The 23,065-nt window shown below is 62.2% G+C and carries 22 protein-coding genes; 12 read left to right on the top strand and 10 right to left on the bottom strand.

The window, feature by feature from the left end:
- Nucleotides 1-3: 3 nt before the first annotated feature.
- The 3 genes from P0M12_RS22525 to P0M12_RS22515 form a co-directional block, all read right to left on the bottom strand.
- Nucleotides 4-1,062, bottom strand: a complete 1,059-nt coding sequence (locus tag P0M12_RS22525; RefSeq protein WP_003940759.1) for an ABC transporter permease — start codon at nt 1,060-1,062, stop codon at nt 4-6.
- Nucleotides 1,063-1,125: 63 nt separating this feature from the next.
- Nucleotides 1,126-2,127, bottom strand: coding sequence for a substrate-binding domain-containing protein (locus P0M12_RS22520; protein WP_007727338.1), 1,002 nt, complete (start codon nt 2,125-2,127; stop codon nt 1,126-1,128).
- Between the two features lie 160 nt (nt 2,128-2,287).
- Complete coding sequence (locus P0M12_RS22515) at nt 2,288-3,289, bottom strand: LacI family DNA-binding transcriptional regulator (RefSeq protein WP_277376843.1); 1,002 nt, start codon at nt 3,287-3,289, stop codon at nt 2,288-2,290.
- Nucleotides 3,290-3,404: 115 nt separating this feature from the next.
- Here P0M12_RS22515 and P0M12_RS22510 point away from each other — a divergent pair, with 115 nt between their 5' ends.
- The 4 genes from P0M12_RS22510 (at nt 3,405) to P0M12_RS22495 (ending at nt 6,941) form a co-directional block, all read left to right on the top strand.
- Nucleotides 3,405-4,430, top strand: coding sequence for a Gfo/Idh/MocA family oxidoreductase (locus P0M12_RS22510; RefSeq protein ID WP_007727343.1), 1,026 nt, complete (start codon nt 3,405-3,407; stop codon nt 4,428-4,430).
- A complete protein-coding gene (locus P0M12_RS22505; protein WP_030535069.1) occupies nt 4,427-5,203 on the top strand; it encodes a TIM barrel protein in 777 nt (258 codons plus the stop codon). Before P0M12_RS22510 ends, P0M12_RS22505 begins: the two co-directional genes overlap by 4 nt.
- Before the next feature lie 173 nt (nt 5,204-5,376).
- Nucleotides 5,377-6,561 (top strand): phytanoyl-CoA dioxygenase family protein, encoded by a 1,185-nt coding sequence (locus tag P0M12_RS22500; RefSeq protein ID WP_277376840.1) that lies wholly within the window; start codon nt 5,377-5,379, stop codon nt 6,559-6,561.
- A 62-nt stretch (nt 6,562-6,623) separates the two neighbouring features.
- Nucleotides 6,624-6,941, top strand: a complete 318-nt coding sequence (locus tag P0M12_RS22495) for a hypothetical protein (RefSeq protein ID WP_042923501.1) — start codon at nt 6,624-6,626, stop codon at nt 6,939-6,941.
- Between the two features lie 39 nt (nt 6,942-6,980).
- On the opposite strand, the gene P0M12_RS22490 is transcribed toward P0M12_RS22495, so the two are convergent.
- The 5 genes from P0M12_RS22490 to P0M12_RS22470 all read right to left on the bottom strand — a co-directional run bounded on the left by P0M12_RS22490 (nt 6,981) and on the right by P0M12_RS22470 (nt 12,428).
- Nucleotides 6,981-7,406, bottom strand: a complete 426-nt coding sequence (locus P0M12_RS22490) for a hypothetical protein (protein ID WP_100245418.1) — start codon at nt 7,404-7,406, stop codon at nt 6,981-6,983.
- A 58-nt stretch (nt 7,407-7,464) separates the two neighbouring features.
- Entirely contained in the window at nt 7,465-8,901 is a 1,437-nt protein-coding gene (iri, locus tag P0M12_RS22485; RefSeq protein WP_058226435.1) for a rifampin monooxygenase Iri, read from the bottom strand.
- Between the two features lie 121 nt (nt 8,902-9,022).
- Entirely contained in the window at nt 9,023-10,405 is a 1,383-nt protein-coding gene (locus P0M12_RS22480; RefSeq protein ID WP_081305327.1) for an MFS transporter, read from the bottom strand.
- A gap of 30 nt (nt 10,406-10,435) precedes the next feature.
- On the bottom strand, nt 10,436-11,584 hold the full coding sequence (locus tag P0M12_RS22475) for a Gfo/Idh/MocA family oxidoreductase (RefSeq protein ID WP_214925628.1): 1,149 nt from the start codon (nt 11,582-11,584) through the stop codon (nt 10,436-10,438).
- A gap of 106 nt (nt 11,585-11,690) precedes the next feature.
- Nucleotides 11,691-12,428 (bottom strand): GntR family transcriptional regulator, encoded by a 738-nt coding sequence (locus tag P0M12_RS22470; protein ID WP_003941006.1) that lies wholly within the window; start codon nt 12,426-12,428, stop codon nt 11,691-11,693.
- 199 nt (nt 12,429-12,627) lie between these two features.
- Here P0M12_RS22470 and iolC point away from each other — a divergent pair, with 199 nt between their 5' ends.
- Genes iolC through P0M12_RS22430 form a run of 8 tightly spaced genes read left to right on the top strand, consistent with a single transcriptional unit; the run spans nt 12,628 to nt 21,830 of the window.
- A complete protein-coding gene (gene iolC, locus P0M12_RS22465) occupies nt 12,628-13,632 on the top strand; it encodes a 5-dehydro-2-deoxygluconokinase (protein ID WP_193604587.1) in 1,005 nt (334 codons plus the stop codon).
- Nucleotides 13,625-14,524, top strand: coding sequence for a hypothetical protein (locus P0M12_RS22460; RefSeq protein WP_021332504.1), 900 nt, complete (start codon nt 13,625-13,627; stop codon nt 14,522-14,524). Before iolC ends, P0M12_RS22460 begins: the two co-directional genes overlap by 8 nt.
- Before the next feature lie 21 nt (nt 14,525-14,545).
- Nucleotides 14,546-15,418, top strand: a complete 873-nt coding sequence (iolB, locus tag P0M12_RS22455) for a 5-deoxy-glucuronate isomerase (protein ID WP_021332503.1) — start codon at nt 14,546-14,548, stop codon at nt 15,416-15,418.
- A gap of 14 nt (nt 15,419-15,432) precedes the next feature.
- Entirely contained in the window at nt 15,433-17,388 is a 1,956-nt protein-coding gene (iolD, locus tag P0M12_RS22450) for a 3D-(3,5/4)-trihydroxycyclohexane-1,2-dione acylhydrolase (decyclizing) (RefSeq protein ID WP_047271847.1), read from the top strand.
- 52 nt (nt 17,389-17,440) lie between these two features.
- A complete protein-coding gene (locus tag P0M12_RS22445; RefSeq protein WP_007727370.1) occupies nt 17,441-18,346 on the top strand; it encodes a sugar phosphate isomerase/epimerase in 906 nt (301 codons plus the stop codon).
- Nucleotides 18,347-18,372: 26 nt separating this feature from the next.
- A complete protein-coding gene (locus tag P0M12_RS22440) occupies nt 18,373-19,413 on the top strand; it encodes a Gfo/Idh/MocA family oxidoreductase (protein ID WP_007727372.1) in 1,041 nt (346 codons plus the stop codon).
- A 2-nt stretch (nt 19,414-19,415) separates the two neighbouring features.
- Nucleotides 19,416-20,300, top strand: a complete 885-nt coding sequence (locus P0M12_RS22435) for a sugar phosphate isomerase/epimerase family protein (RefSeq protein WP_007727374.1) — start codon at nt 19,416-19,418, stop codon at nt 20,298-20,300.
- Nucleotides 20,301-20,324: 24 nt separating this feature from the next.
- A complete protein-coding gene (locus P0M12_RS22430) occupies nt 20,325-21,830 on the top strand; it encodes a CoA-acylating methylmalonate-semialdehyde dehydrogenase (RefSeq protein WP_030535077.1) in 1,506 nt (501 codons plus the stop codon).
- Between the two features lie 62 nt (nt 21,831-21,892).
- Here P0M12_RS22430 and P0M12_RS22425 read toward each other — a convergent pair whose 3' ends face one another.
- Together P0M12_RS22425 and P0M12_RS22420 are read right to left on the bottom strand one after the other, a co-directional pair.
- Nucleotides 21,893-22,465 carry a dihydrofolate reductase family protein gene (locus tag P0M12_RS22425; protein WP_030535078.1) on the bottom strand — a complete coding sequence of 191 codons (573 nt, stop codon included), beginning with the start codon at nt 22,463-22,465 and terminating at the stop codon, nt 21,893-21,895.
- 121 nt (nt 22,466-22,586) lie between these two features.
- Nucleotides 22,587-22,985, bottom strand: coding sequence for a hypothetical protein (locus P0M12_RS22420; protein ID WP_021343646.1), 399 nt, complete (start codon nt 22,983-22,985; stop codon nt 22,587-22,589).
- Between the last annotated feature and the right edge of the window lie 80 nt (nt 22,986-23,065).

Here is a 23,065-nt window from a genome sequence, read left to right as displayed (position 1 = left end):
GTGTCACCTTTTCGCAGCGTAGTTGCGGAATGCGTTGTTGGCGATGACCGCGAAGAGCAGCATGGCGCCGAGGAAGAACTTGAACCAGTCCGGGTTCCAGCCTGCGTAGACGATGCCCTGGTTGGTCATACCGAAGATGAATGCACCGATCGCAGCGCCGATCGCGGTTCCGTAACCACCGGTGAGCAGGCAACCGCCGATGACTGCGGCGATGATGTACAGGAACTCGTTACCGACACCCTGACCGGACTGAACGGTGTTGAACGAGAACAGCAGATGCATGCCCACGAACCAGGCAGCAAAGCCGACGGTCATGAACAAGCCGATCTTGACTGCGGTCACCGGCACACCGATCGCGCGGGCACTGTCCTGATTGCCGCCGACCGCGAAGATCCAGTTGCCGATCTTGGTCTTGAACAAAACAAATGTTGCAATCGCGGTGAACAGCAGCCACCACACGACCGTGATCTTGACGGACACCCCGAAGACCGAGAACGACGACGCGAATACCTTTTTCGCGGAATCGAATCCGGCCATGTCGGAGACGCTGGGTGTGGCCACCTGACCACTCACGAGCTTGGTGACGGCCAGGTTGATGCCGGTCAACATCAGGAACGAACTCAAGGTGATGAGGAAGCTGGGAATCTTCGTCTTCATGACGAGGTAGCCGTTGAAGAATCCGACGGCGAGCGAGACGACCAGCGCCAGAATCGCGCCCACCCACAGGTTGAGGTGCAGGTTGTAGGCGATCATCGACGCGGCGAGCGAGGACGTGGTGACTGCGACGCCGGCGGAGAGGTCGAACTCGCCGCCGATCATGAGCAGGGCGACCGCGCAAGCCATGATGCCGATCGTGGAGCTGGAGTAGAGCACTGTCGCAAGCGCTTCCGGCGTACGGAACGGTGCCGCGACGATACAGAAGAAGATGAAGATGGCGATGGCGCCGACAAGTGAACCCATCTCCGGGCGGAGCAGCAGACGCTGAATGCGCTTTTGCTCCTTCACCCGTTCATCGGTCACGACTTTATGGGCGGCAAGGTCGAGATCTGCCTGAGTGGACATGATTTCCCTTCCGTGCTGGACAGGCGCACGGAGGGCGGACTCTCAGCCCTCCGTGCGCCCGGATCAGCGAGTTCCGTTCTTGGCGTACTCGGCGACCGAGTCGATGTTGGTGTTGTCGATGAACGCGGGTCCGGTCAGGGTGGGCAAGCCACCACCGATCACGTTGCCGTTGTTGAGGTAAAGCCACAGCGAATCGATGGCGAGGTAGCCCTGCAGGAAGGGTTGCTGGTCCACTGCCCACTGCACGTCACCGGATTTGATGGCGTCGACGAGCGCCGCGTTGGTGTCGAAGGTGACGACCTTCGCCTTGCTGCCCGCATTGCCGACCGACGTCACGGACGTCAATGCGAACGGCGCACCGAGCGCGAGAACTCGATCGATTGCCGGGTCCTGTTGAAGTTTCGCGGTGATGGTCGACTCCACCGACGGCATGTCCTTGCCGTTGACGTTGAGAATCTCCGTCGTTCCCTTGAACGACTTCTTCACACCGGCGCACCGTGATTCGAGGCTCACGTTGCCCTGCTCCTGAATCACGCACAGCACCTTGGTGGCACCTTCGGTGTTGAGTCGCTCGCCGGCAGCTTCACCGGCAATCGACTCGTCCTGACCGAAGTACTCCTTGACGCCCATGTCCTTCCAGGTTTCGAGGCCCGAGTTGAGGGCGACCACCGGAATGCCCGCGGCGGTGGCACTTTGGACCGCTGCAACCATGGCGTCGGGCTTCGCGAGCGTGACGGCGATCCCGTCGACCTTGCTGTCGATCGCACTCTGAACCAAGTTGGCCTGGTTCGGTGCCTCGGGATCGGCGGAGTACCGAAGTTCGATGTTGTCCTTGGCCGCTGCGGTTTCGGCGCCCTTGCGCACCAGATCCCAGAACGTGTCACCGGGAACCTCGTGGGTGATCATCGCAATGGTGGCGCGGGGCGTGTCCGCCGTACCCGCGCCCATTCCGGATCCGGAAGAATCCGGCTTTCCGCCGGTGCTGGAACAGGCGGCCAGACCCAAGACCACGACTGAGGCTCCGGCCAGTACGGCAACGCTCTTGCGTCCCGTGAGAAACGACATGTGAACTCCCTCTCGACATCAACCAACGGCCCGCGAACGGATGGTGCTCGGTTGTATGTGAAAGATGTAATACCCGTCACAGTCGAATGTCAACAGTTTGTTCTGACATTAGGACTGCTTATCAAAGACCGGACAAACTAGTTTAGGTCGAAACGCCAGGTCAACGCCCTACGAGTCCAGTTGAACCTCGAACTACAAGTTGTGGTTGCGCGACTATGTCCCTGCCCAAGAGTCCACTTCCGCCGTCGAGGCGTTCGGAGATTCGCTCCACCGCGGCGCCACCCAGAAACGCCGTGTCCTGCCCGACGCTGGTCAGATCGATGTGCACCAAACCTGCCAATGCACTGTTGTCGAATCCGATCACGGAGACGTCGCCGGGCACCGAGACTCCCGCACGCAAGAAGACGTCCAGGACTCCTAGCGCGCAACGATCATTGAAAGCGAAGACCGCACCGGGAATCCCTTGTTCGACCATCGACCGCGCGGCGTCCGCGCCGAACTCCTCCGTGAGGCCGCCGGGAAGTATCCGCGATTCCAGTCCGGCCGCCCGCATGGCCTTCCGGTAGCCCTGACGCCTCTCCTGGGCGCCCGGACCGCGTCCGCCGTCGACATGGACAATCGAGCGGTGCCCGAGTCCGACGAGATGATTCACGGCCATCACGGCGCCCGCCTCGTCGTCCGTGCGGACAACGTCCACATGTGCTGAGGGCATCTTCCGGGCGAGCACGACGACGGGAACCTTGGCCGCCAGGTCGACGATCTCCGATTCCGGCGCCTGCGAACCCAACAGCAAGATCGCCTCGCATCGGTCGTCGAGCAGGGTGCGCACGGCGCGCGAGCCAGGCCTGCGGTCCGAGACGGCACTGAGAACGACGTCGTAGCGCAAGCGTTCGGCTGCGTCGTAGATCTCGTCGAGCAGCTCCGCGTGAAAGGTTTGCGCGGCAACATAACTGACACCGATCAGGCGGCTGCGATGCTGGCGCAGCAGTCGCGCCGCGTTGTCGGGTCGATAGCCGAGTTCGTCCGCGGCCGCCTTGACCCGTACCCGCGTCGCATCGCTGGCACCCGGGACATCGCGAATGACGATGGACACCAGTGCGCGTGACACACCGGCCAGGTCTGCTACGTCTTGCAAGGTGGGGCGTCGACTGTTCACCTCCACAGACTAGATCGTTCCAGCGAATACACGCCGAAACGTTGACGCACGAGGCAACCAGCGCTTTACTGATACGACTAGAACGATCTAGTTCCTCATCCTCACTCCGAACGGAGCCCCCATGTCTGCCTCTGTTGCAGTCGGTCTGATCGGCGCTGGATGGATCGGCCGTTTCCACGGCGAGTCCGTCGCGCTGCGTATCCCCGGCACCCGTCTCGTCGCCGTCGCCGATCCTGCGCCCGGCGCTGCGGCGTCGTTGATCGAACGTGTCAGTCCCGATGCCCGCGCGTACACCGACGCCCTTGAGCTGATTGCCGATCCGACCGTCGAAGCGGTGCTCATCAGTACGCCCGCATCAACTCACACCGATCTCGTGGTAGCAGCAGCGGAGGCCGGCAAGCATGTCTTCTGCGAAAAGCCGATGGCATTGACGCTCGAGGACGCCGATCGCGCAATCGGCGCATGCGCCGCGAACAATGTTGCGCTGCAGGTTGGTTTCAACCGGCGCTTCGCCGCCGACTTCGCCGCGGCACACGACGTGATCACCTCCGGTGGGATCGGGACACCGCAGCTACTTCGCTCTCTGACTCGCGATCCGGGAATCACCGCCGACGTCGCCTCCCGAGTCAAGCCGTGGACCATCTTCAACGAGACACTGATTCACGACTTCGACGCCCTGCTCTGGCTCAACCCGGGGGCACGCGTCGTCGAGGTGTTCGCGCAGGCCGATGCTCTCGTCCATCCGCAGTACAAGGAGCAGGGGTACCTCGATACGTCGATGGTTCAGTTGCGCTTCGACAACGGCGCCTTCGCGTCGGCCGAGGCCAACTTCCAGGCCACCTACGGTTACGACGTTCGCGGCGAGGTTTTCGGTTCCGGTGGAATGGTGAGTGCAGGCGAGGTCACGCGGACCGCGATGCGTCATTACAGCTCACCGGGCGTTCGGGCCGACACACCTCGGGTGAACATCGAACTGTTTCACGACGCCTATGTTGCCCAGCTAGCGCACTTCGCAGACTGCATCCGCTCCGGCAGCGCGCCGTCGGTCGACGGTCTCGATGCGCGCAACGCCCTGGAAATCGCACTGGCTGCAAAAGAATCCGTGGAAACCGGACTGCCCGTATCGCTGCTGTCGGTGCCGCAGTGAGCCCCTTCGATTTGGCGGTCTCTGCCGAGATGACGTTCACCGAACTCCCTGTCGTCGAACGCATTCGGCGGATCTCGGAGGCGGGGTTCGCAGCCGAGATCTGGAGTTGGCAAGACAAGGACCTCGATGCTCTGGTCGCCACCGGGGCTCGGTTCTCCTCGATGACCGGCTATCTTCACGGCGATTTGTTCGACGAAGCGGGCAGCGCCGAACTCGTACGTACAGCGGCGCTATGCCTCACGCCGGCAGCGAAACTCGGCGTTCCTCGGCTGAACTTCCATACCGGCGAGCTGATCGACGGACAGGCCGCGCGCCCGCAGTATCGAACTACGGGAGCGATGTGGCTGACGGCCCAACGCGCTCTCGAGAAGATCGCGCGACTGGGTGAAGACGCCGGAGTCGTCTTCTGCCTCGAGAATCTCAATACGATCGTCGATCACCCTGGCGTACCGATGGCCCGAGCCAAAGACACTCTGGCACTGGTGGAATCCGTCTCACACCCCAACCTCAAGATGATGCTCGACCTCTACCACGCACAGATCGGCGAAGGAAACCTCATCGAACTCGTGCGGCGTTGTGGTGACAACATCGGCGAGATTCAGGTGGCCGACGTACCCGGCCGATGCGAACCCGGAACCGGCGAGATCAACTACCCAGCCATCGCACGCGTTCTCGCCGAGCAGGGTTACACCGGCACGATCGGATTGGAGGGCTGGGCATCCGGAAACAGTGACACCGCACTCACTGCTTTCCGGAACGCCTTCACTCTCTAGCTCTCACCCAGGAACGTGATCCCGTCGTAGCGCGCAGATCTTCCGTCACCGGTCGAGTCCACGGGGAGCGCTTCCTGAGGTCTTTTTGATGGATTTCAGGGGTAGTTTCGATGGCTTTTCCTTGGCAGTCTTTGAGTCACAGCACATCGTGAACTCCGCAGGAAGGCCCCCGAATGACTCCAGCACTGACCGACCACACCGTGCCGTTCGCGGGTAGGTTGCACCGAGAAGACTGCAACATCGAAGACTTCGCTGCTTTGGTCGCACACGAGACAGACCCCGTCGATTACCCGTACGCCCATTCAGTGGCCGACGGGGTTCTTCTGTACCACTCGGCAGCATTGGTCGAGCAATCGTCGAATCCAGAAATCCGGGCCGAGATCCAAGACGAGATCGCCCGGGCGTTACTCACCGGTCCAGGCATCACGGTCTTCCAAGGCGCGTTCGACGCGGAGGTATTGGATCGCGCCAGTGCGGTCTTCCGGCAACTCATTGCGCGCCAACACGAAGCCGGCGCGGTGTCCGGAGATCACTTCGCCAAACCCGGAGCCAATGACCGGATCTGGGGAGCACAACTGAAGTTGGCGCTCGAAGATCCCAAGGCTTACGTCGACTACTACGCAAACAGCATTGTCGCTTTAGCTTCGGAAGCCTGGCTCGGCCCCATGTATCAGGTGACGTCGGACGTCAACGTCGTCAATCCCGGTGGCGCCGCACAGAATCCACATCGCGACTACCACCTCGGTTTCATGTCGAGCGACGTCGCTGCGAAGTTCCGAGCGCACGTTCATCGCTTGACCCCCGCCCTCACCTTGCAAGGTGCAGTCGCCCATGTGGACATGCCGGTCGAGACGGGCCCGACGAAATATCTGCCGTACTCCCAACAATTCGAATCCGGATACCTCGCGTTCGAGCGTCCCGAGTTCAAGGAGTTCTTCGAGGCCAATTACGTCCAATTACCTTTGGAGAAGGGAGATGCCGTCTTCTTCAACCCTGCACTGTTCCACGCCGCCGGCCACAACAAATCCGCCGACGTCCTGCGCATGGCAAATCTTCTTCAGGTGTCGTCAGCCTTCGGTCGCGCCCTCGGAACCATTGACCGGGACGCGCTCGTCAACGCGATCTATCCGGCACTGCTCGCTCTCAGCGAAGCAGGTTCCGACGAGGCAGTTCGGTGTGCCGTCGCCGCCTCGGCCGAGGGCTACGCCTTCCCGACCAATCTGGACCGAGACCAACCGATCGACGGCCTCACGCCTCAGACGCAGGCCGAACTTGTGACGGAGGCAGTTCGTGAGCGGATTTCACCTGATCGACTGGCCGATCTACTGAAGGCACAGTCCGAGAGACGAATGGCCTGAGGGACGGCACCGCTGACGAGACTTTTACCGCTCAATGCCGATCGGTCGGTACGATCGTGGGCATGGGGTGGGACTTGTTAGTGCTGTTCGCCATGATCGGCCCGTTGGCCGTGTTCGGGTGGGCCGCCGTTCGGGCGAAGCGCCGCGGACTCGGCGGATCGTTCGTCGGGCCGTTTCAGGAGATGTTCGATCCCGGTGCTGCGCGAGCCCAGACCGTCATCGAACAGATCGCGGAACTTCCGGATCCTGCGGACTCCGGCGACCCGGACAACGACGACGATGTGCCGTACACAGTCGCCTACGAGGGTGTTCGGCTCCACATCAACCCCGGTAAGGCTCGACAGCGCGGAGGCGACGGGACCACCAAGCGAGCTGAGTGAAAGTCCGACCGGATACAACGCGAGGGAGAACTGGTTCAGTCAGGGCCGGCGAAGTTGATAGGTGACACCGTTCTCCAACTCATCTGAGCTGAAGGACTCCGGAGAGAAGTGGCCCAAGCTCACCTCATAGTTTCTCTGGTTTGCGGGGACGGCATCAAAATGTGCGGTGTAGGAGCAGGTGCTCATTCCGTCGGGAAGTTGATCGATTGCCTCGACCTCGAGTGCCGACCTTGTGGATGCAGCGCCGCTGCCCCCGAAAATCTGAATCTGGTCGTTCGGAGCAACACGAATCATGTCGATCACGCACTCTCCAGAGACCGTCTCGGCCTGCTCTGCCTGACCGGTCACCGTTATCGTGGCGGCAAAGGTTTTCGGCACATCGACATTGGTCGTGCAGCTTGTCAGCATCAGCGCTCCCACAGAGCCCGCTGCCGCAGCCGCAACCTGTGCTGACCTTCGCCTCATAGTCGTCAACGGTAGTGCGTCCGAGTCGCCACGGTGCTCGGTTGCCGAATCCGAAGAGTCACACGGGGCCCGTCGCCGGCCGGCCGAACCACGTGGACAGCTGAGTATCCAACTCCGCCTGCGAATCCCCGACCCATGCCACATGACCGTCCGGCCGAAGCAGGACAGCCGGAGCGTCCAATTCAGTGCTTGTGTCAACGATGTGGTCGGCGCGATCGCTCCAACCATCGACGGACAGTTGGCCACCCTGGTCGAGAAGAAGTCCGCGGCCGGATCGCATCAGGTCGTACAGGTTGCCGCGCGTCAACGCGATGTTCCGCAGCCTCCGACCGAGTAGGTCGTCGCCTTCGCCGAAGTCGTAGCGAATCGAGATCGCAGTGATCTTCTCGGTCAGATAACGCTTGACGTCTTCGAATTCCATCAACTCGGAGATCAAGCGTCGCACAGCTTGTGGACCGGCTGCGGTGGAGATCAGCTCCGCCTGCGCGCGCGTGTTGTCGAGGACGTCGGCAGCCACCGGACGCCGTTCCGATTCGTACGTGTCGAGCAGGCTCTCCGGCGCCCAGCCGTTGATCTCGGCGGCGAGCTTCCAGCCGAGGTTGAAGGCATCTTGGACACCGAGATTGAGGCCTTGTCCGCCCATCGGTGGGTGGATGTGTGCGGCATCGCCGGCGAGGAACACCCGGTCACGCCGGTAGTGCTCCGCCAGACGGGTGGCGTCACCGAAGCGCGAGAGCCACCGCGGTGAGTGCACACCGAAGTCGGTGCCCGCAATGGCCAGTAGCTGTTGCTTGATGTCGTCGAGGGTGGTGGGAACCGCGCGACCGTCGGCAACTTCGGCCGCGGGTACCACGACGCGAAAAGCACCATTGCCGGCGGGACCGACTCCGAATCGTTTGTGCGTTTCCCGGATTTCGGCGACAACGGCGGCCAGTTCATCAGCCGGCATGGTCACGTCCATTTCGCCGATCAACGTGTCGGCGCTCGACGGCTCGCCGGGAAACCCGACGTCGATCAGCTTCCGAACAGTGCTGCGGCCGCCGTCGCAGCCCACGAGATAACGCGCGTGAAGTGTTGTGCCGTCGGACAATTCCGCTGTGACGCTATCGGTATCTTGACGGATCGCGACGACGCGCTTCCCTCGCTGAATGTCCGCACCGACTTCGGTGGCATGTTCGGCAAGAATCCTGTCGATCTCGGGCTGAGGAATGCCCAGTACGTACCCGTGCGCAGTATCGAGGTGCGCCGGTGCCGGTTTGCTGATCCCCGCGAAGAATCCACCGAGCGGATACTTGCGGCCGTGCGCGAGGAACTTGTCCAGCAACCCGCGCTGCTCCATGATTTCGATGCTGCGCACATGGATGCCGAGGGCACGGACGAACTGAGTCGGCTCCTCGTCCTTGTCCACGACGACGACATCGACGCCCTGCAGCCGGAGCTCACCTGCCAGCATCAATCCAGTTGGTCCAGCACCGACAATGATGACGTCACTCATGCGATCCCCTCCTCCGGGCAAGGCTTTTGCTTGCTCGCAGCAGACGAGTGTGCACCATCACCGGGGCCTTGCCGCAAGCCCCGGGTCCCGCGTTATGATGAAGGTGGCGGAAGACGCTTCATCAGCGCACCAACACCACAGCACCCGTATCGCGTGGGAGCCGCCAACTCTCGATCACCGTCGGCACCAGCATGGCCCCGAGAACACCCAGCGTCAGAGAAAACGGCACTCCGCCGCTCAGATCCTCCGACTCCGCCAACGGTGTACAGAGCGTGATCACCAAAGCGGACAGTGCAATACCCAGACCGGACGCCAACTCTTGCAGCGTTGCATGCAGAGTATTGGCATCGGTCAGCTCACCCGAGTCGACGTCGGCGAACGCCAAGCTGTTGTACGCGGTGAACCCGATGGATCGCAACGCGCCACTGACAAACAGTGCGACAGCGATTACGACGTCCGGTGTCGTCGACGAGATCAGTACCAGCGCACCGAAGCACACCACCGACAGAACTCCGTTTCCCACCAGAACTAGTCTGATCCCGAATCTGCGCATGAGCGGAGTGGTGAGCGGTTTGATCGCGATATTCCCCGCGAACAGGGCCATCACCAGCAGACCGGCCTTGAACGCCGACATTTCGAATCCCACTTGGAACAACAACGGCAGCACAAACGGCACGCCCATGATCACGAGCCGGTACAGCGAGCCGCTCGACGCGACGAGCCGAAACGATCGAAGTCGGAGGACGCCGAGCGCGATGAGCGGATGATCCGACCGGACGAGGTGAATGACGGCCAAGCTCAACAAGATCAGAGCCGCAACGATCCCGAGGCCCACTCGTAGCCAGTCGGTTCCGGCACTGTGCACGTTATCGAGCGCCACGACAAGCACTGCGACGCCTGCTCCGATCACCACCAATCCCAGCCAGTCGAGGCTCCGTTTCTGCGCCTCCCGAATGTCGGGCACCATGCGCAATGCCAGCAGAAACCCGACGATCCCGATCGGAACGTTGATCAGAAAGATCCAGCGCCACGAAGCGATCGACACGATGGCTCCACCCACAGCGGGCGCAAGAACCGGCGCTGTGAGCGCCGGCCACGTCAAGTAGGCGATAGCCCGTACGAGTTCCGCCTTCGACGTCACCCGCAATACTGCGAGCCGCCCCACCGGCACCATCATGGCGCCGCCTACCCCTTGTAAAGCACGCATTCCCACCAGCATCGGGAGGGAGGTGCTCAGTGCACATCCCACCGACGCCACCGTGAAAACGGCTATGGCAGAGATGAAGACACGTCGCGTTCCGAATCTGTCGGCCATCCATCCGCTCGCCGGGATCAGGACGGCCAACACCAGGAGGTACGAAGAAACGGCGACATTGACGTCGACGGCATCAACTCCGAAAGATTGGGCGATCGACGGCAGTGCCGTTGCGAGAATCGTCGCGTCCAGCATCTCCATGAACAGCGCTGCTGCCACGAGCAGCGCCAGTCCGCGGGGAAATGTCACTGCACCAGAGCCTTTCGGAGGAGCTGTCGATCAGCCGAGAGAAATCCAGCTGCCGGAGGTCACCGAGGCGACCATCGCGTCCAGAGCCTGTGCGGACGCGACTGCATCAGCGATGGTCGCGCCCTGCGGCGCTCCGTCCACGATCGAGGCGATGAAATTGCGAGCCTCGATCACTTTCAGGTCGTCGTAGCCCATCGCGTTGGCCGCGCCAGGCTGGAAGCGGCCGAACTCACCGGACTCGGGGCCGACCAGAACCGTCGTGACGGATTGGTCCTGGTACTTCGAGCCGAGGCTGGTGCCCAGTTCACCCATCCGGCGGTAGTCCCAGAACACGGCACCTTTCGTGCCGTGAATCTCGAATCCGTAATTGTTCTGCTCTCCCACGGCGACGCGGCATGCTTCGAGGGTGCACCGGCCACCCGACCCGAGGCGCAGCAGTGCGCTGACGAAGTCTTCGTTCTCGACAGCCCCCATCTCCCCACCGCTGGCCCGCGCATGTCCACTGGTAGCGGCGGACGGACGCGCACGCTCCGGGATGAAGATCGCAGTATCCGCAACGAGAGCGTCGACGTCATCGAGAAGATGACGAATCAGATCGATGCCGTGCGAAGCCAAGTCGCCCAGGACGCCGGCGCCGCCGCGCTCACGCTCGTATCGCCAACTCAAAGCACCTTCAGGGTGGGCCGCATAGTCGCTGAGGAAACGAAAACGCGAGTGCGTGATCGTGCCCAACTCCCCTGAGTCGATCAGGCTCTTTGCCAGGGCCACAGCCGGCGCGTTTCGGTAGTTGAAGCCGACGGTCGACTGCACACCGGCCTTCGAGACTGCTACGGCAACAGCTTTGGCGTCTTCCGTGGACAAGCCGACGGGCTTCTCGATCCAGATGTGTTTGCCGGCCTCTGCCATTGCGACGCCGATTTCACGGTGCAAGAAGTTCGGGGCCGTGATGCTCACCGCGTCGATGGCCGGATCGGCTGCGATATCGCGCCAATCCTGGGTGAAAGCTTCGAAACCGAATTGGTCCGCTGCTTCCTCCCCTCTGCCAGGCACCTCGTCGGCGACGGCGGCCAGGCGGATCACGGGAAGCTGCGGATAGTGCTGCCGCAGACGCAGATACGCCTGCGTGTGGACGCGGCCCATCCATCCGAATCCGGCAACTGCTACTGAAATGCCTGTCATGAGGCTCCGTTCGGGTCAAATGATCGAAGGATCGCAGAAATGCTGGGATCACAAATCACCCCCACTGACTCGGTCAGGCGGGTACTCGTGTCACCGGGATCGAGATCTAGCGGTCGACCACGGTGGTGTCGAAGTAGTAACGCGACGCTCGGTAGCAGTGGCTGCCGTACTCGACGGCGCTACCTGAATCGTCAAATGCAGTGCGGCTCATGGTCAAGAGGGCAGCACCCACTTTCTCGTCGAGCAATCCTGCTTCTTCGCGAGTCGCCGCCCGAGCGCCGATTCGCTGCCGCGCCACACGGATGTGAACGCCGCGAGTTCGCAAGGTTTGGTACAGCCCCTGCGTCTCCAACTCCTCGGGATCGGGTGCGATGTCCACCGGAATGTAGTTGGTCATCACGGCAAGCGGTTCGCCGTTGGTGCTTCGCAGACGCCTGATGGTGGCCACTTCGGCGTCAGGTTCGAGGTTGAGTTCCGCGGCAACGTCCTCGGCGGGAACTCCCACCGTGAACTCGAGCAGCTTGGTCGTCGGCGCCTGGCCGGCCCTCGCAAGGTCGTCGAACAGGCTGGTGAGCTCGACCGGGCGGTGCACCGGACTTTGCACCACCTGAGTTCCGACTCCCCGCTTACGAACAAGTAGTCCCTTGTCCACCAGCTCCTGGATCGCGCGTCGAGTGGTCGGTCGTGAGAGATTGAGCCGTTTGGCCAACGCCAGTTCATTCTCGAAGCGATCACCTGGGGCAAGTTCGCCACCGAGAATAGCGCCCTCGATTGCCTGTGCCAGCTGAAAATACAGCGGCACCGGGCTCGAGCGGTCCAACTCGACGGCGAGTGCTGCGACCACGGCCAACTCCGATCTGTCTTGGGAAGGCGCCGTATCGACGCTACTTCTCTCGGCAGTGTATGCGAACACTAACATTCACTTGACCGCAAGTCATAATGTCCAGACAAACTATTGACAATCGCTGTGTCGCGGCGCACAGTTTCAGTCATACATCGGTGCCCTGCGTGGGCAACCCACCACGAACTCTCGGGAGTCAGTTTTGACAAGCATCAACACTCACCAGAGCGGGTCACACATCCCTGACGCACCCTTCGACGTGCTTGCCATCGGCCGATCGGGGGTGGACATCTACCCACTTCAGACCGGTGTCGGACTCGAGGACGTCGAGACGTTCGGCAAGTTCCTCGGCGGCAGCGCAGCCAATGTCTCGGTGGCGGCTGCACGCCTCGGCCGGCGAGCAGCACTGATCTCCGGCGTAGGCAGCGATCCTTTCGGGAAGTTCGTCACACGCGAGTTGGCACGTCTGGGCGTCGACAACAGGTTTGTCGTCACCAATTCCGAGTACCCGACACCGGTGACGTTCTGCGAGATCTTCCCTCCTGACGACTTTCCGCTGTACTTCTACCGCAAGCCGCACGCGCCCGATCTTCGGATCACCCCGGAAGACATCGACCTCGACGCCGTTCGAACAGCGTCCCTCTACTGGTCGACTGTGACGGGGCTGTCCGAAGAACCGAGTCGCAGTGCACACTTCGCGGCCTGGGAAGCCCGCGAACGACGCCCGCTGACGGTTCTGGATCTGGACTACCGTCCGATGTTCTGGTCGACGCCCCAGGAAGCAACCAATCAGGTGCAGCGCGCTCTGGCGCACGTGACTGTGGCCGTGGGAAACCGTGAAGAGTGCGAGATCGCGGTCGGTGAGACCAACCCGAACAAGGCGGCCGACGCACTTCTCGACCTCGGCGTCGAACTGGCCATCGTGAAGCAGGGCCCGAAGGGCGTTCTCGGAAAAACGCGAAAGCAGTCGATCACCGTGCCGCCCAACGCCGTCGACGTGGTCAACGGGCTGGGAGCAGGCGACAGCTTCGGCGGATCACTGTGCCACGGACTGTTGGCCGGGTGGCCGCTGGAGAAGGTACTGCGGTACGCCAACGCGGCCGGCGCGATAGTCGCATCTCGGCTCGAATGCTCCACTGCGATGCCGACCGCCGAAGAAGTCCACGATCTCGCCGAAGCCACAGCCACGGAGGCAGTCAATGTCTGACAAGCTCGCCGCCCGCCCCCTCGCCACCACCTACGCCGAAGTGACGGAACTGCGTGCGAGCGATCCGCAGATCATCGAAAAGGCCTGGGCAGCGCGAACTCCTCGCGCCACTGTTCGAGGCAATGGCCGGCTCATGATCGTCGCGGCCGATCATCCGGCGCGTGGGGCGCTGTCTGTCGGCGGCAAGCCGACAGCGATGAACAGTCGTACCGATCTGCTGGACCGGTTGCGCACTGCTCTCGACAATCCTGGAGTCGACGGCGTTCTCGGTACTGCGGACATTCTCGACGATCTGCTCCTCCTCGGCGCCCTCGACGACAAGGTCGTCTTCTCGTCGATGAACCGCGGCGGCCTGGCAGGCGCGAGCTTCGAACTCGACGACCGCATGACGGGATACACCGCGGCGGGCACCGCGAAGTTCGGAATGAACGGCGGAAAGATGCTGCTACGCATCGCACTCGACGACGCGGGCACACTGCCCACCATGACGGCATGTGCCGAAGCCGTGGACGAACTGGCCGCGGCCGGACTGATCGCGATGCTCGAGCCGTTTCTCTCCAGCCGCGTGAACGGCAAGGTCGTCAACGATCTCAGCCCCGACGCCGTCATCAAATCCATCCACATCTCCCAAGGTCTCGGCTCCACCTCGGCGTACACGTGGATGAAACTGCCGGTCGTCGACGAGATGGAACGCGTCATGGATGCGACCACCCTCCCGACGCTCCTGTTGGGCGGCGATCCGCAGATCGCGCCGGAAGAAACGTACGCAAAGTGGGACGCTGCACTTCAGCTGCCGTCCGTGCGCGGACTGATCGTCGGACGCGCGCTGCTATACCCACCCGACGGCGACGTGACCGCGGCCGTCGACACCGCAGTCAAGCTCGTCCACTAGAACCGACCTGGCAGGAGCAAGATGTTCAGCAAGTACTACGTCCCCGCCGGATCGTCCGCCGACGGTGATTTCACGACAGTGGTCACGCCGGAGTCTGCCGGGTGGACCGAATCCAGCTTGTGGATACTCGAACTCGCCCCGGGTGCGAACGTCCACCTGCGGTCCGGCGAGAACGAAATCATCGTCGTTCCACTTGCGGGTTCGGCCGTGGTTGTTGCCGAGGGGACGGAGATTCCCCTCACTGGCCGCGCATCGGTTTTCGACGGCCCGAGCGATTTCGCGTACGTAGGACGCGACGCCGACTACTCGGTCAGCAGCGCTGACGGGGGCCGCTTCGCTCTGTGCGGAGCGCGCGCCGGCGCAAAGCTCCCCCATCGCTACGGTCCGGCTTCAGGAGTTGCGGTCGAGCTCCGCGGTGCCGGGAACTGCAGCCGACAGGTTCACAACTTCGCCACCGCAGACACTTTCGAGGCCGACTCCATCATCGCGTGTGAGGTCATCACCCCCGGCGGGAACTGGTCGTCGTATCCCAGCCACAAACACGACGAGAACAGCGACGTCGAATCGGCCCTGGAAGAGATCTACTACTTCGAGATCGACAGAAGCCCCACCGGGACCGAAGGTTTCGGCTACCACCGCGTGTACGGAACCGCCGCGAGACCTATCGAAGTGCTCGAGGAAGTCCGCTCGGGCGACGTCGTTCTCGTGCCGCACGGCTATCACGGCCCGTCCATCGCAGCGCCGGGCCACCACATGTACTACCTCAATGTCATGGCAGGTTCGGGCGAGATCCGGGCGTGGAACATCTGTGACGATCCGCAACACACCTGGCTACGTGGAAGCTGGGATCACCAGGACATCGACCCTCGACTGCCGTTGCAGTCCCACAACTGACGGAAGTGAAAGCTGTGGCACCCACCAACAACGCAACCGGCAATCGTCCACCTCGCGACGAGCCGACCGTATACCTCACCGTTTCTCAAGCTGTCGTCCGCTTCCTCGCCAACCAGTACACCGAACGCGACGGCCAGCGCACCAAGCTGTTCGCCGGCTGCTTCGGAATCTTCGGGCACGGCAACGTCGCCGGACTGGGGCAGGCACTCTTGCAGGCCGAGATCCAGGATCTCGACGCCGGCCGTGAGCCGACACTCCCCTACGTGCTCGGCCGCAATGAACAGGCGATGGTGCACTCGGCTGTCGCGCACGCCCGCATGAAGGACCGCCTGCAGACGTGGGCGGTCTCGTCCAGCGTCGGCCCCGGTGCCACCAACATGATCACCGGCGCGGCACTGGCCACCATCAATCGTCTACCTGTATTACTCCTTCCCGCAGACACTTTCGCGACCCGCGCCAGTGCCCCCGTCTTACAGGAACTCGAACTCCCGTCGAGCGGCGACGTCACAGTCAACGACGCTTTCAAACCCGTCTCACGATACTTCGATCGGGTATGGCGCCCGGAGCAGTTGCCGAGCGCTCTGCTCGCCGGGATGCGCGTTCTCACTGATCCCGTCGAGACCGGCGCGGTCACCATCGCCATCCCGCAGGACGTGCAGGCCGAGGCTTTCGACTGGCCCGAGTCCTTCTTCGCCGAACGGGTGTGGCACGTGGCCCGCCCGCTCCCCGAACGATCGGTGATCGAACGCGCCGCCGCGATCATCCGCTCGGCTCGCAAGCCACTGATCGTCGCCGGCGGCGGCGTGATCTACAGCCAGGCCACCGACTCTCTGGCAGCGTTCTGCGCGCAGACCGGAATCCCCGTGGGGCAGAGCCAGGCCGGCAAGGGTTCATTGGTCTACGACCATCCACAATCCGTCGGGGCGGTGGGGTCCACCGGCACTACGGCTGCAAACGCACTGGCCACCGAGGCTGACGTCGTCATCGGAATCGGTACGCGGTACAGCGATTTCACGAGCGCGTCCCGCACCGCGTTCACCAATCCCGACGTTCGCTTCGTCAACATCAACGTCGCATCACTGGACTCCGTGAAGCAGGGCGGAGTCAGCGTTGTCGCCGACGCACGTGAGGCACTCGACGCGCTGGCACTTGCACTGAACGACTACCGGGTGGACGACGAATACGCGTCCAGGATCGGTGACCTCGCTCGCGATTGGGATGCGATCGTCGAATCCGTCTACAACCCAGCCGAACCCGCTGCCGACGGGTCACTGAATCAGAATCAGGTGATCGGCCTGGTCAACACACTGTCCGATCCACGTGACGTCGTGGTGTGCGCTGCCGGGTCCATGCCGGGTGACCTCCACAAGCTGTGGCGAACCCGTGATTCCAAGGGGTATCACGTCGAATACGGGTACTCGTGCATGGGATACGAAGTTGCCGGCGGTCTAGGCGTCCGCATGGCGTGCCCCGATCGCGACGTGTTCGTGATGGTCGGCGACGGTTCCTATCTGATGATGGCCACCGAATTGGTCACCGCCGTACAGGAACGCCTCAAGGTCATCGTCATCCTGGTGCAGAATCACGGATTTGCCTCCATCGGTTCACTGTCCGAGTCGCTGGGTTCCCAGCGCTTCGGCACGCAGTACCGCTACCGCTCGAATGACGGACGTCTCGACGGAGGGGTTCTCCCGGTCGATCTGGCCGCGAACGCCGCCAGCCTCGGTGTCGACGTCATCCGCGCCAACACCGCTGCAGAGTTCGCCGACGCGATCAAAGTTGCCAAAGCAAGCGACACCAGCACCGTCATCCACGTCGAAACCGATCCGCTGATCGGCGCCCCGGACAGCGAATCCTGGTGGGATGTACCGGTATCGGCCACCTCCGAACTCGAGTCCACCAAGAAGGCACGGACAACTTACGAGTCCTGGAAGAAGATTCAGCGACCCTACCTCCGTCCATCCGAATGAAAATTCCGCACAACCACACCCCATAAAGCTTGCCCGCGAAAGGAATTTAGACATGAGCGCGATTCGCGTCGGATCAGCCCCCGACTCCTGGGGCGTGTGGTTTCCGGACGATCCACAGCAGACCCCTTACACACGATTCCTCGACGAGGTATCCGCGTCGGGATACGAATGGATCGAACTCGGCCCGTTCGGATACCTTCCGACCGATCCAGCCAAGTTGACGGACGAACTCGGCGCCCGCGGCCTGAAGCTTTCGGCCGGTACCGTTTTCGAACACCTGCACCAGGACGATTCCTGGGATGCCGTCTGGAATCAGATCAAGGACGTCGCCAAGTTGACCGCAGCCGTCGGCGGCAAGCACGTGGTGGTCATCCCTGAGATGTGGCGCGACCCTTCCACCGGAGCGGTACTCGAAGACCGCAATCTGACGCCCGAGCAGTGGCGTAAGAAAACCGACGGCATGAACGCTCTCGGGAAGGCAATGCTCGAGGAGTACGGCGTCATGGCGCAGTACCATCCTCATGCCGACAGTCACGTCGACATCGAAGACAACGTCTACAAGTTCCTCGAAGGGACCGACGAGCGTTTCGTGAATCTGTGTCTCGACACCGGCCACATCAGCTACTGCGGCGGCGACAATCTCGCAATTATCAACAAACATCCGGAGCGCATCGGGTACCTACACCTCAAACAGGTGGATCCGGCGATAGTCGCCAAGGTTGAGGCGGAGGACCTGCCGTTCGGTGAGGCCGTCAAACTCGGTGCCATGATCGAACCGCCGCGCGGAATCCCCGACATGCCGCCGCTTCTGGAGGCCATCGAGAAGCTCGGCATCGACGTGTTCGCGATCGTCGAGCAGGACATGTATCCCTGCCATCCCGACACACCGCTGCCCATCGCAGCGCGCACTCAGAAATACCTGTCCACCTGTGGCGTCCCCGCCGTCCGTTTCAACTGAGCAACACAATCGAGGAGTACCACCGCATGTCTGACAACCAGGATCTCCGGATCGCAGTGCTCGGCGTCGGCATCATGGGGGCCGATCACGTCGACCGCATCACCAACAAAATCGGCGGTGCCCGCGTCACCGTCGTCAACGACTACTCTCTCGCCCGCGCCGAGGAAATCGCAGCACTGACGCCAGGGGCGCGCGTCGTCGTCGATCCGTTCGATGCCATCGCAGCCGAGGACGTCGACGCCGTTGTTCTCGCAACCCCGGGCCCGACCCATGAGAAGCAGGTTCTTGCCTGCCTCGAAGCGGGCAAGCCTGTTCTCTGCGAAAAGCCGCTGACCACCGACGCGGACAGTTCGCTCACGATCGTCAAAGCCGAAGCAGCGCTGGGAAAAAGACTGATCCAGGTTGGTTTCATGCGCCGGTTCGACCACGAATACACCCAGCTCAAGGATTTGATCGACAGCGGCGATCTCGGTCGCCCTCTCGTTGTGCACTGCGCGCACCGCAATCCTGCGGTTCCGAACGGCTTCGACAGCGCGATGATCGTCAAGGACTCACTCGTCCACGAGGTCGACGTGACACGATTCCTGCTCGACGAAGAGATCACCTCAGTGCAGATCATCCGACCGGCCGCGAATTCGCTTGCTCCCGAGGGCATTCAAGACCCACAGATCGCGATATTCGAGACCGAGTCCGGCAGACACGTCGACGCCGAGGTGTTTGTCACCACCGGAGTTGCCTACGAGGTGCGCACCGAAGTTGTCGGCGAACTCGGAAGCGCGATGATCGGACTCGACGTGGGACTGATCCGAAAGACCAAGCCCGGCAACTGGGGTGGGCAGATCACCCCAGGATTCCGCGAACGCTTCGGGCAGGCCTACGACACCGAGTTCGCCCGGTGGATCAAGGCAGTGAAGACGGGCGCCGGCACCGGCAACTACATCGACGGACCAGGTGCTTGGGACGGGTACGCCGCGGCCGCTGTCTGCGCCGCCGGTGTGAAGTCTCTGGAGACGGGTCAGCGCGTCGTCGTGGACATGGTTGCGCGCGACTCTGTGGCCGGAGCTTAGCGATGAAGGTCGCACTCGACCCCACACCTTTCCATCACGATTACTCACTACTCGAGCTACCTCAGGTTGTTGCCGATCTCGGGTACGAGTACCTGCAGCTCACACCGCACGTCGACATGATCCCGTTCTTCAATCACCCGAAAGCCGACGACGCGCTCGTCACCGAGTTCCGGAAGGCCTGCGCGAGTGCGGGAGTCGGCATCGCGTCGGTGCTCCCGGTCCTTCGGTGGTCCGGCCCGGACGAGGACGCTCGCGAAGCAGCCGTGCGCTACTGGAAGCGGGCCATCCAGATCACGGTCGATCTCGGTGTCAACGTCATGAACACCGAATTCTCCGGCCGCCCCGAAAAGGCCGAAGAGTCCGAGCGTGCGTTCTATCGTTCGATGGAGGAACTGGTTCCGATCATCGAACGCGAGGGAATCGACGTCCTGATCGACCCCCACCCGGACGATTTTGTCGAAGACGGACTAGCCGCGATCCGCACGATCCGTGGTGTGAACTCCAAGAACCTCGGCATGGTGATCGTGGCGTGCCACCAATTCCACATGGGTGGGGACCTTCCCGCCATCATGGAGGCCGCCGGCGACATGGTCCGACTCGTTCACGTGGCGGACACCATGGATCATCACCGTTCCCACGGACTGCGCTACATCACCAACCCGCCAGGCAATGCCGTTCGAGTGCATCAGCATCTCAAAATCGGTGACGGAGACGTCAACTGGGACGAATTCTTCGGCGGTCTCGGCAAACTCGGCTTCTACGAACGTGAGAACGCCGTGATGGTGTCGAGCGTCTTCGCCGAGAACGAAAACGCGCACGAGGTTTCCCGGTACCAGCGCGAGACGATGAACGACTACGTCGCCAAGTACACCTCCCCGAACTCCTGAGTCACCAGACCACTAGGAAATACCATGACCAGCACTGATACTCGTGTCATCGCGCACTGGTTGGACGGCAAGCCGTTCGCCGGAACGTCCGAGGACACCGCCACCGTCACCAACCCCGCCACCGGACAGATCACCGGCCGACTGGCCCTGGCGAACCTCGAGGACGCCCGCGCTGTCATCGACGCGGCTGCGGCGGCCTTCCCCGCCTGGCGTGACACCTCACTGGCCCGGCGCACACAGGCACTGTTCAGCTTCCGCGAACTCCTCAACGCTCGCAAAGGTGAACTCGCCGAGATCATCACAGCCGAGCACGGCAAGGTTCTCTCCGACGCCCTCGGCGAAATCAGCCGCGGGCAGGAAGTTGTCGAATTCGCTTGCGGAATACCGCATCTCCTCAAGGGCGGATACACCGAGAATGCATCGACCAAGGTCGACGTCTACTCCATCCGCCAACCCCTCGGCCCCGTCGGCATCATCTCCCCCTTCAACTTTCCCGCGATGGTCCCCATGTGGTTCTTCCCGGTCGCCATCGCCGCCGGGAACACCGTGATTCTCAAGCCCTCGGAGAAGGACCCCACCGCGGCGATCTGGCTCGCCGAACTCTGGGCCGAAGCCGGTCTGCCTCCTGGTGTCTTCAACGTCCTCCAAGGTGACAAGCTCGCCGTCGACGAACTCCTGGAAAACAAAGCAGTCAAAGCGATTTCGTTTGTCGGATCCACCCCCATCGCCCAATACGTCTATGCCACCGGCACCGCCAACGGCAAACGCGTGCAAGCACTCGGCGGCGCCAAGAACCACGCCATCGTTCTGCCGGACGCCGACCTCGACCTCGCCGCCGACGCAATGGTCAACGCGGGATTCGGCTCCGCGGGTGAACGATGCATGGCGATCTCCGCTCTGGTCGCAGTCGGCGACATCGCCGACGAACTTGTCGCCAAGATCGTCGAACGCACCACTCCCCTCGTCACCGGTGACGGCACAAAGAACTCCGACATGGGTCCGCTCGTCACCAAGGCCCACCGCGACAAGGTCGCCTCATACGTCGATGCAGGCGAGAAGGACGGCGCCACCATCGTGGTCGACGGACGTACAGTCCAGGCCGATGGTGGACCGGACGGCTTCTGGCTTGGGCCCACCCTCATCGACCACGTCACCACCGACATGTCGATCTACACCGACGAAATCTTCGGGCCTGTTCTCTCCGTCGTGCGTGTCGATACCTACGACCAAGCCCTCGAACTGATCAACAACAACCCGTACGGAAACGGCACCGCCATCTTCACCAACGACGGCGGCGCTGCCCGACGCTTCCAGAACGAGGTGGAGGTCGGCATGATCGGCATCAACGTCCCCATCCCGGTTCCCATGGCCTACTACAGCTTCGGCGGCTGGAAGAACAGCCTCTTCGGTGACACCCACGCTCACGGGACAGAAGGTGTTCATTTCTTCACGCGAGGTAAAGCCGTCACCAGTCGCTGGCTCGACCCCAGCCACGGCGGAATCAACCTCGGATTCCCCGAGAACAGTTAGCCGGCAAGACATCTGTGGCCGAGACTTTCGAAGAGTCTCGGCCACAGATGTTTTCGAGAGGTCTACGTGACCGTGGGGTGGTACATCAGTACCTGAACTCCGGATTCGTACCGACGATCGTCCTTCAACTCGAGGACGATCTTGTCGGCCGATTCGGGGAACACTCTCCCGCCGGACCCGAGAATGACCGGGAAGACCATCAGGCGCAACTCGTCGACCAGACCGGCCAGCAACAACGCGTGGACGAGCGTCCGACTTCCCGCGACCAGGATCTCGCCGTCGATCTGCTCCTTGAGCTTCGGGACAGATTCCTCGATGGGACCGTCGAGCGCCGTCGAGTTGTTCCATTCGAGCGGTTCGGTCGAACTCGTGACGACGTACTTGGGCATCTCGTTCATCTTGTCCGCAAAGCCTTGGTCGTCCTCGCGCTCAGGCCAGGCACCGGCGAAGCTCTCGTAGGTCCGCCGCCCGAGCAGAAGGACGTCCGCGGCGAGGGTTTCGTCGAGTTTGAACTTCATCTGATCGCCCTCCTGGTACGGAAAGACCCATCCAGTGTGCGCATAACCCGGTTCGCCACCGGGAGCTTCCATCACCATGTCCAAGGACACGAATTCTGTCACCACGATCTTGCCCATACCGATCCCCTGTCGTCAGTGCGTGTGCGCCATTCGAGTAGCCGACTACCCCACTGTTACAGACTCTGCGTGGTGGTGGAACTCATCGGCGGCGATCTCCGATTGTCACCACATAAAGACGTCAGCACACAACCCAGGCACCGTTCTCCTTGATCAACGTGATGTCTTCGCGCATCATCTCGGACGGATCCTCGGTGCTGTAATGGCGAGTGTTGGCTGTCGCCGAATCCCCGTTCACGACGATGTTCTCCACTCCGTCCAGCCTCAGACTGGCAAGTGCGTCGTCGAACGGCGACTCTTCGACTCGCGGACTCTCGCTGCGCATCGAACTGCATTGAGTGCTGTCCACTGCCTCCCAGTCCCTTTCGGCCATGAATTCGAAACTCTGACCGACGACCGCAGAGATTTGGCTCTCGGCCGACGGTTCCGAATCGCCGGAACATCCGACGACAGCGGTCAATGCTCCAACGAGCGTCATTGCCGCGAGCGTCTGGCGTCCACGCGTGCCTGCGAAGTTCATCCGTCCACTATGACCGATGTACAAACCGAATCGCCTGTTTTCGATCCCTCTGCTTGCGTGGCGATTCGGACGTTCCCTCA

It is taken from the genome of Rhodococcus sp. RCBS9 (assembly GCF_029457415.1).
Taxonomy (GTDB): Bacteria; Actinomycetota; Actinomycetes; order Mycobacteriales; family Mycobacteriaceae; genus Rhodococcus_F; species Rhodococcus_F qingshengii.
The sequence above is the reverse complement of the archived record's forward strand: the minus strand, read 5'-3'. Positions and strand labels throughout refer to the sequence as shown.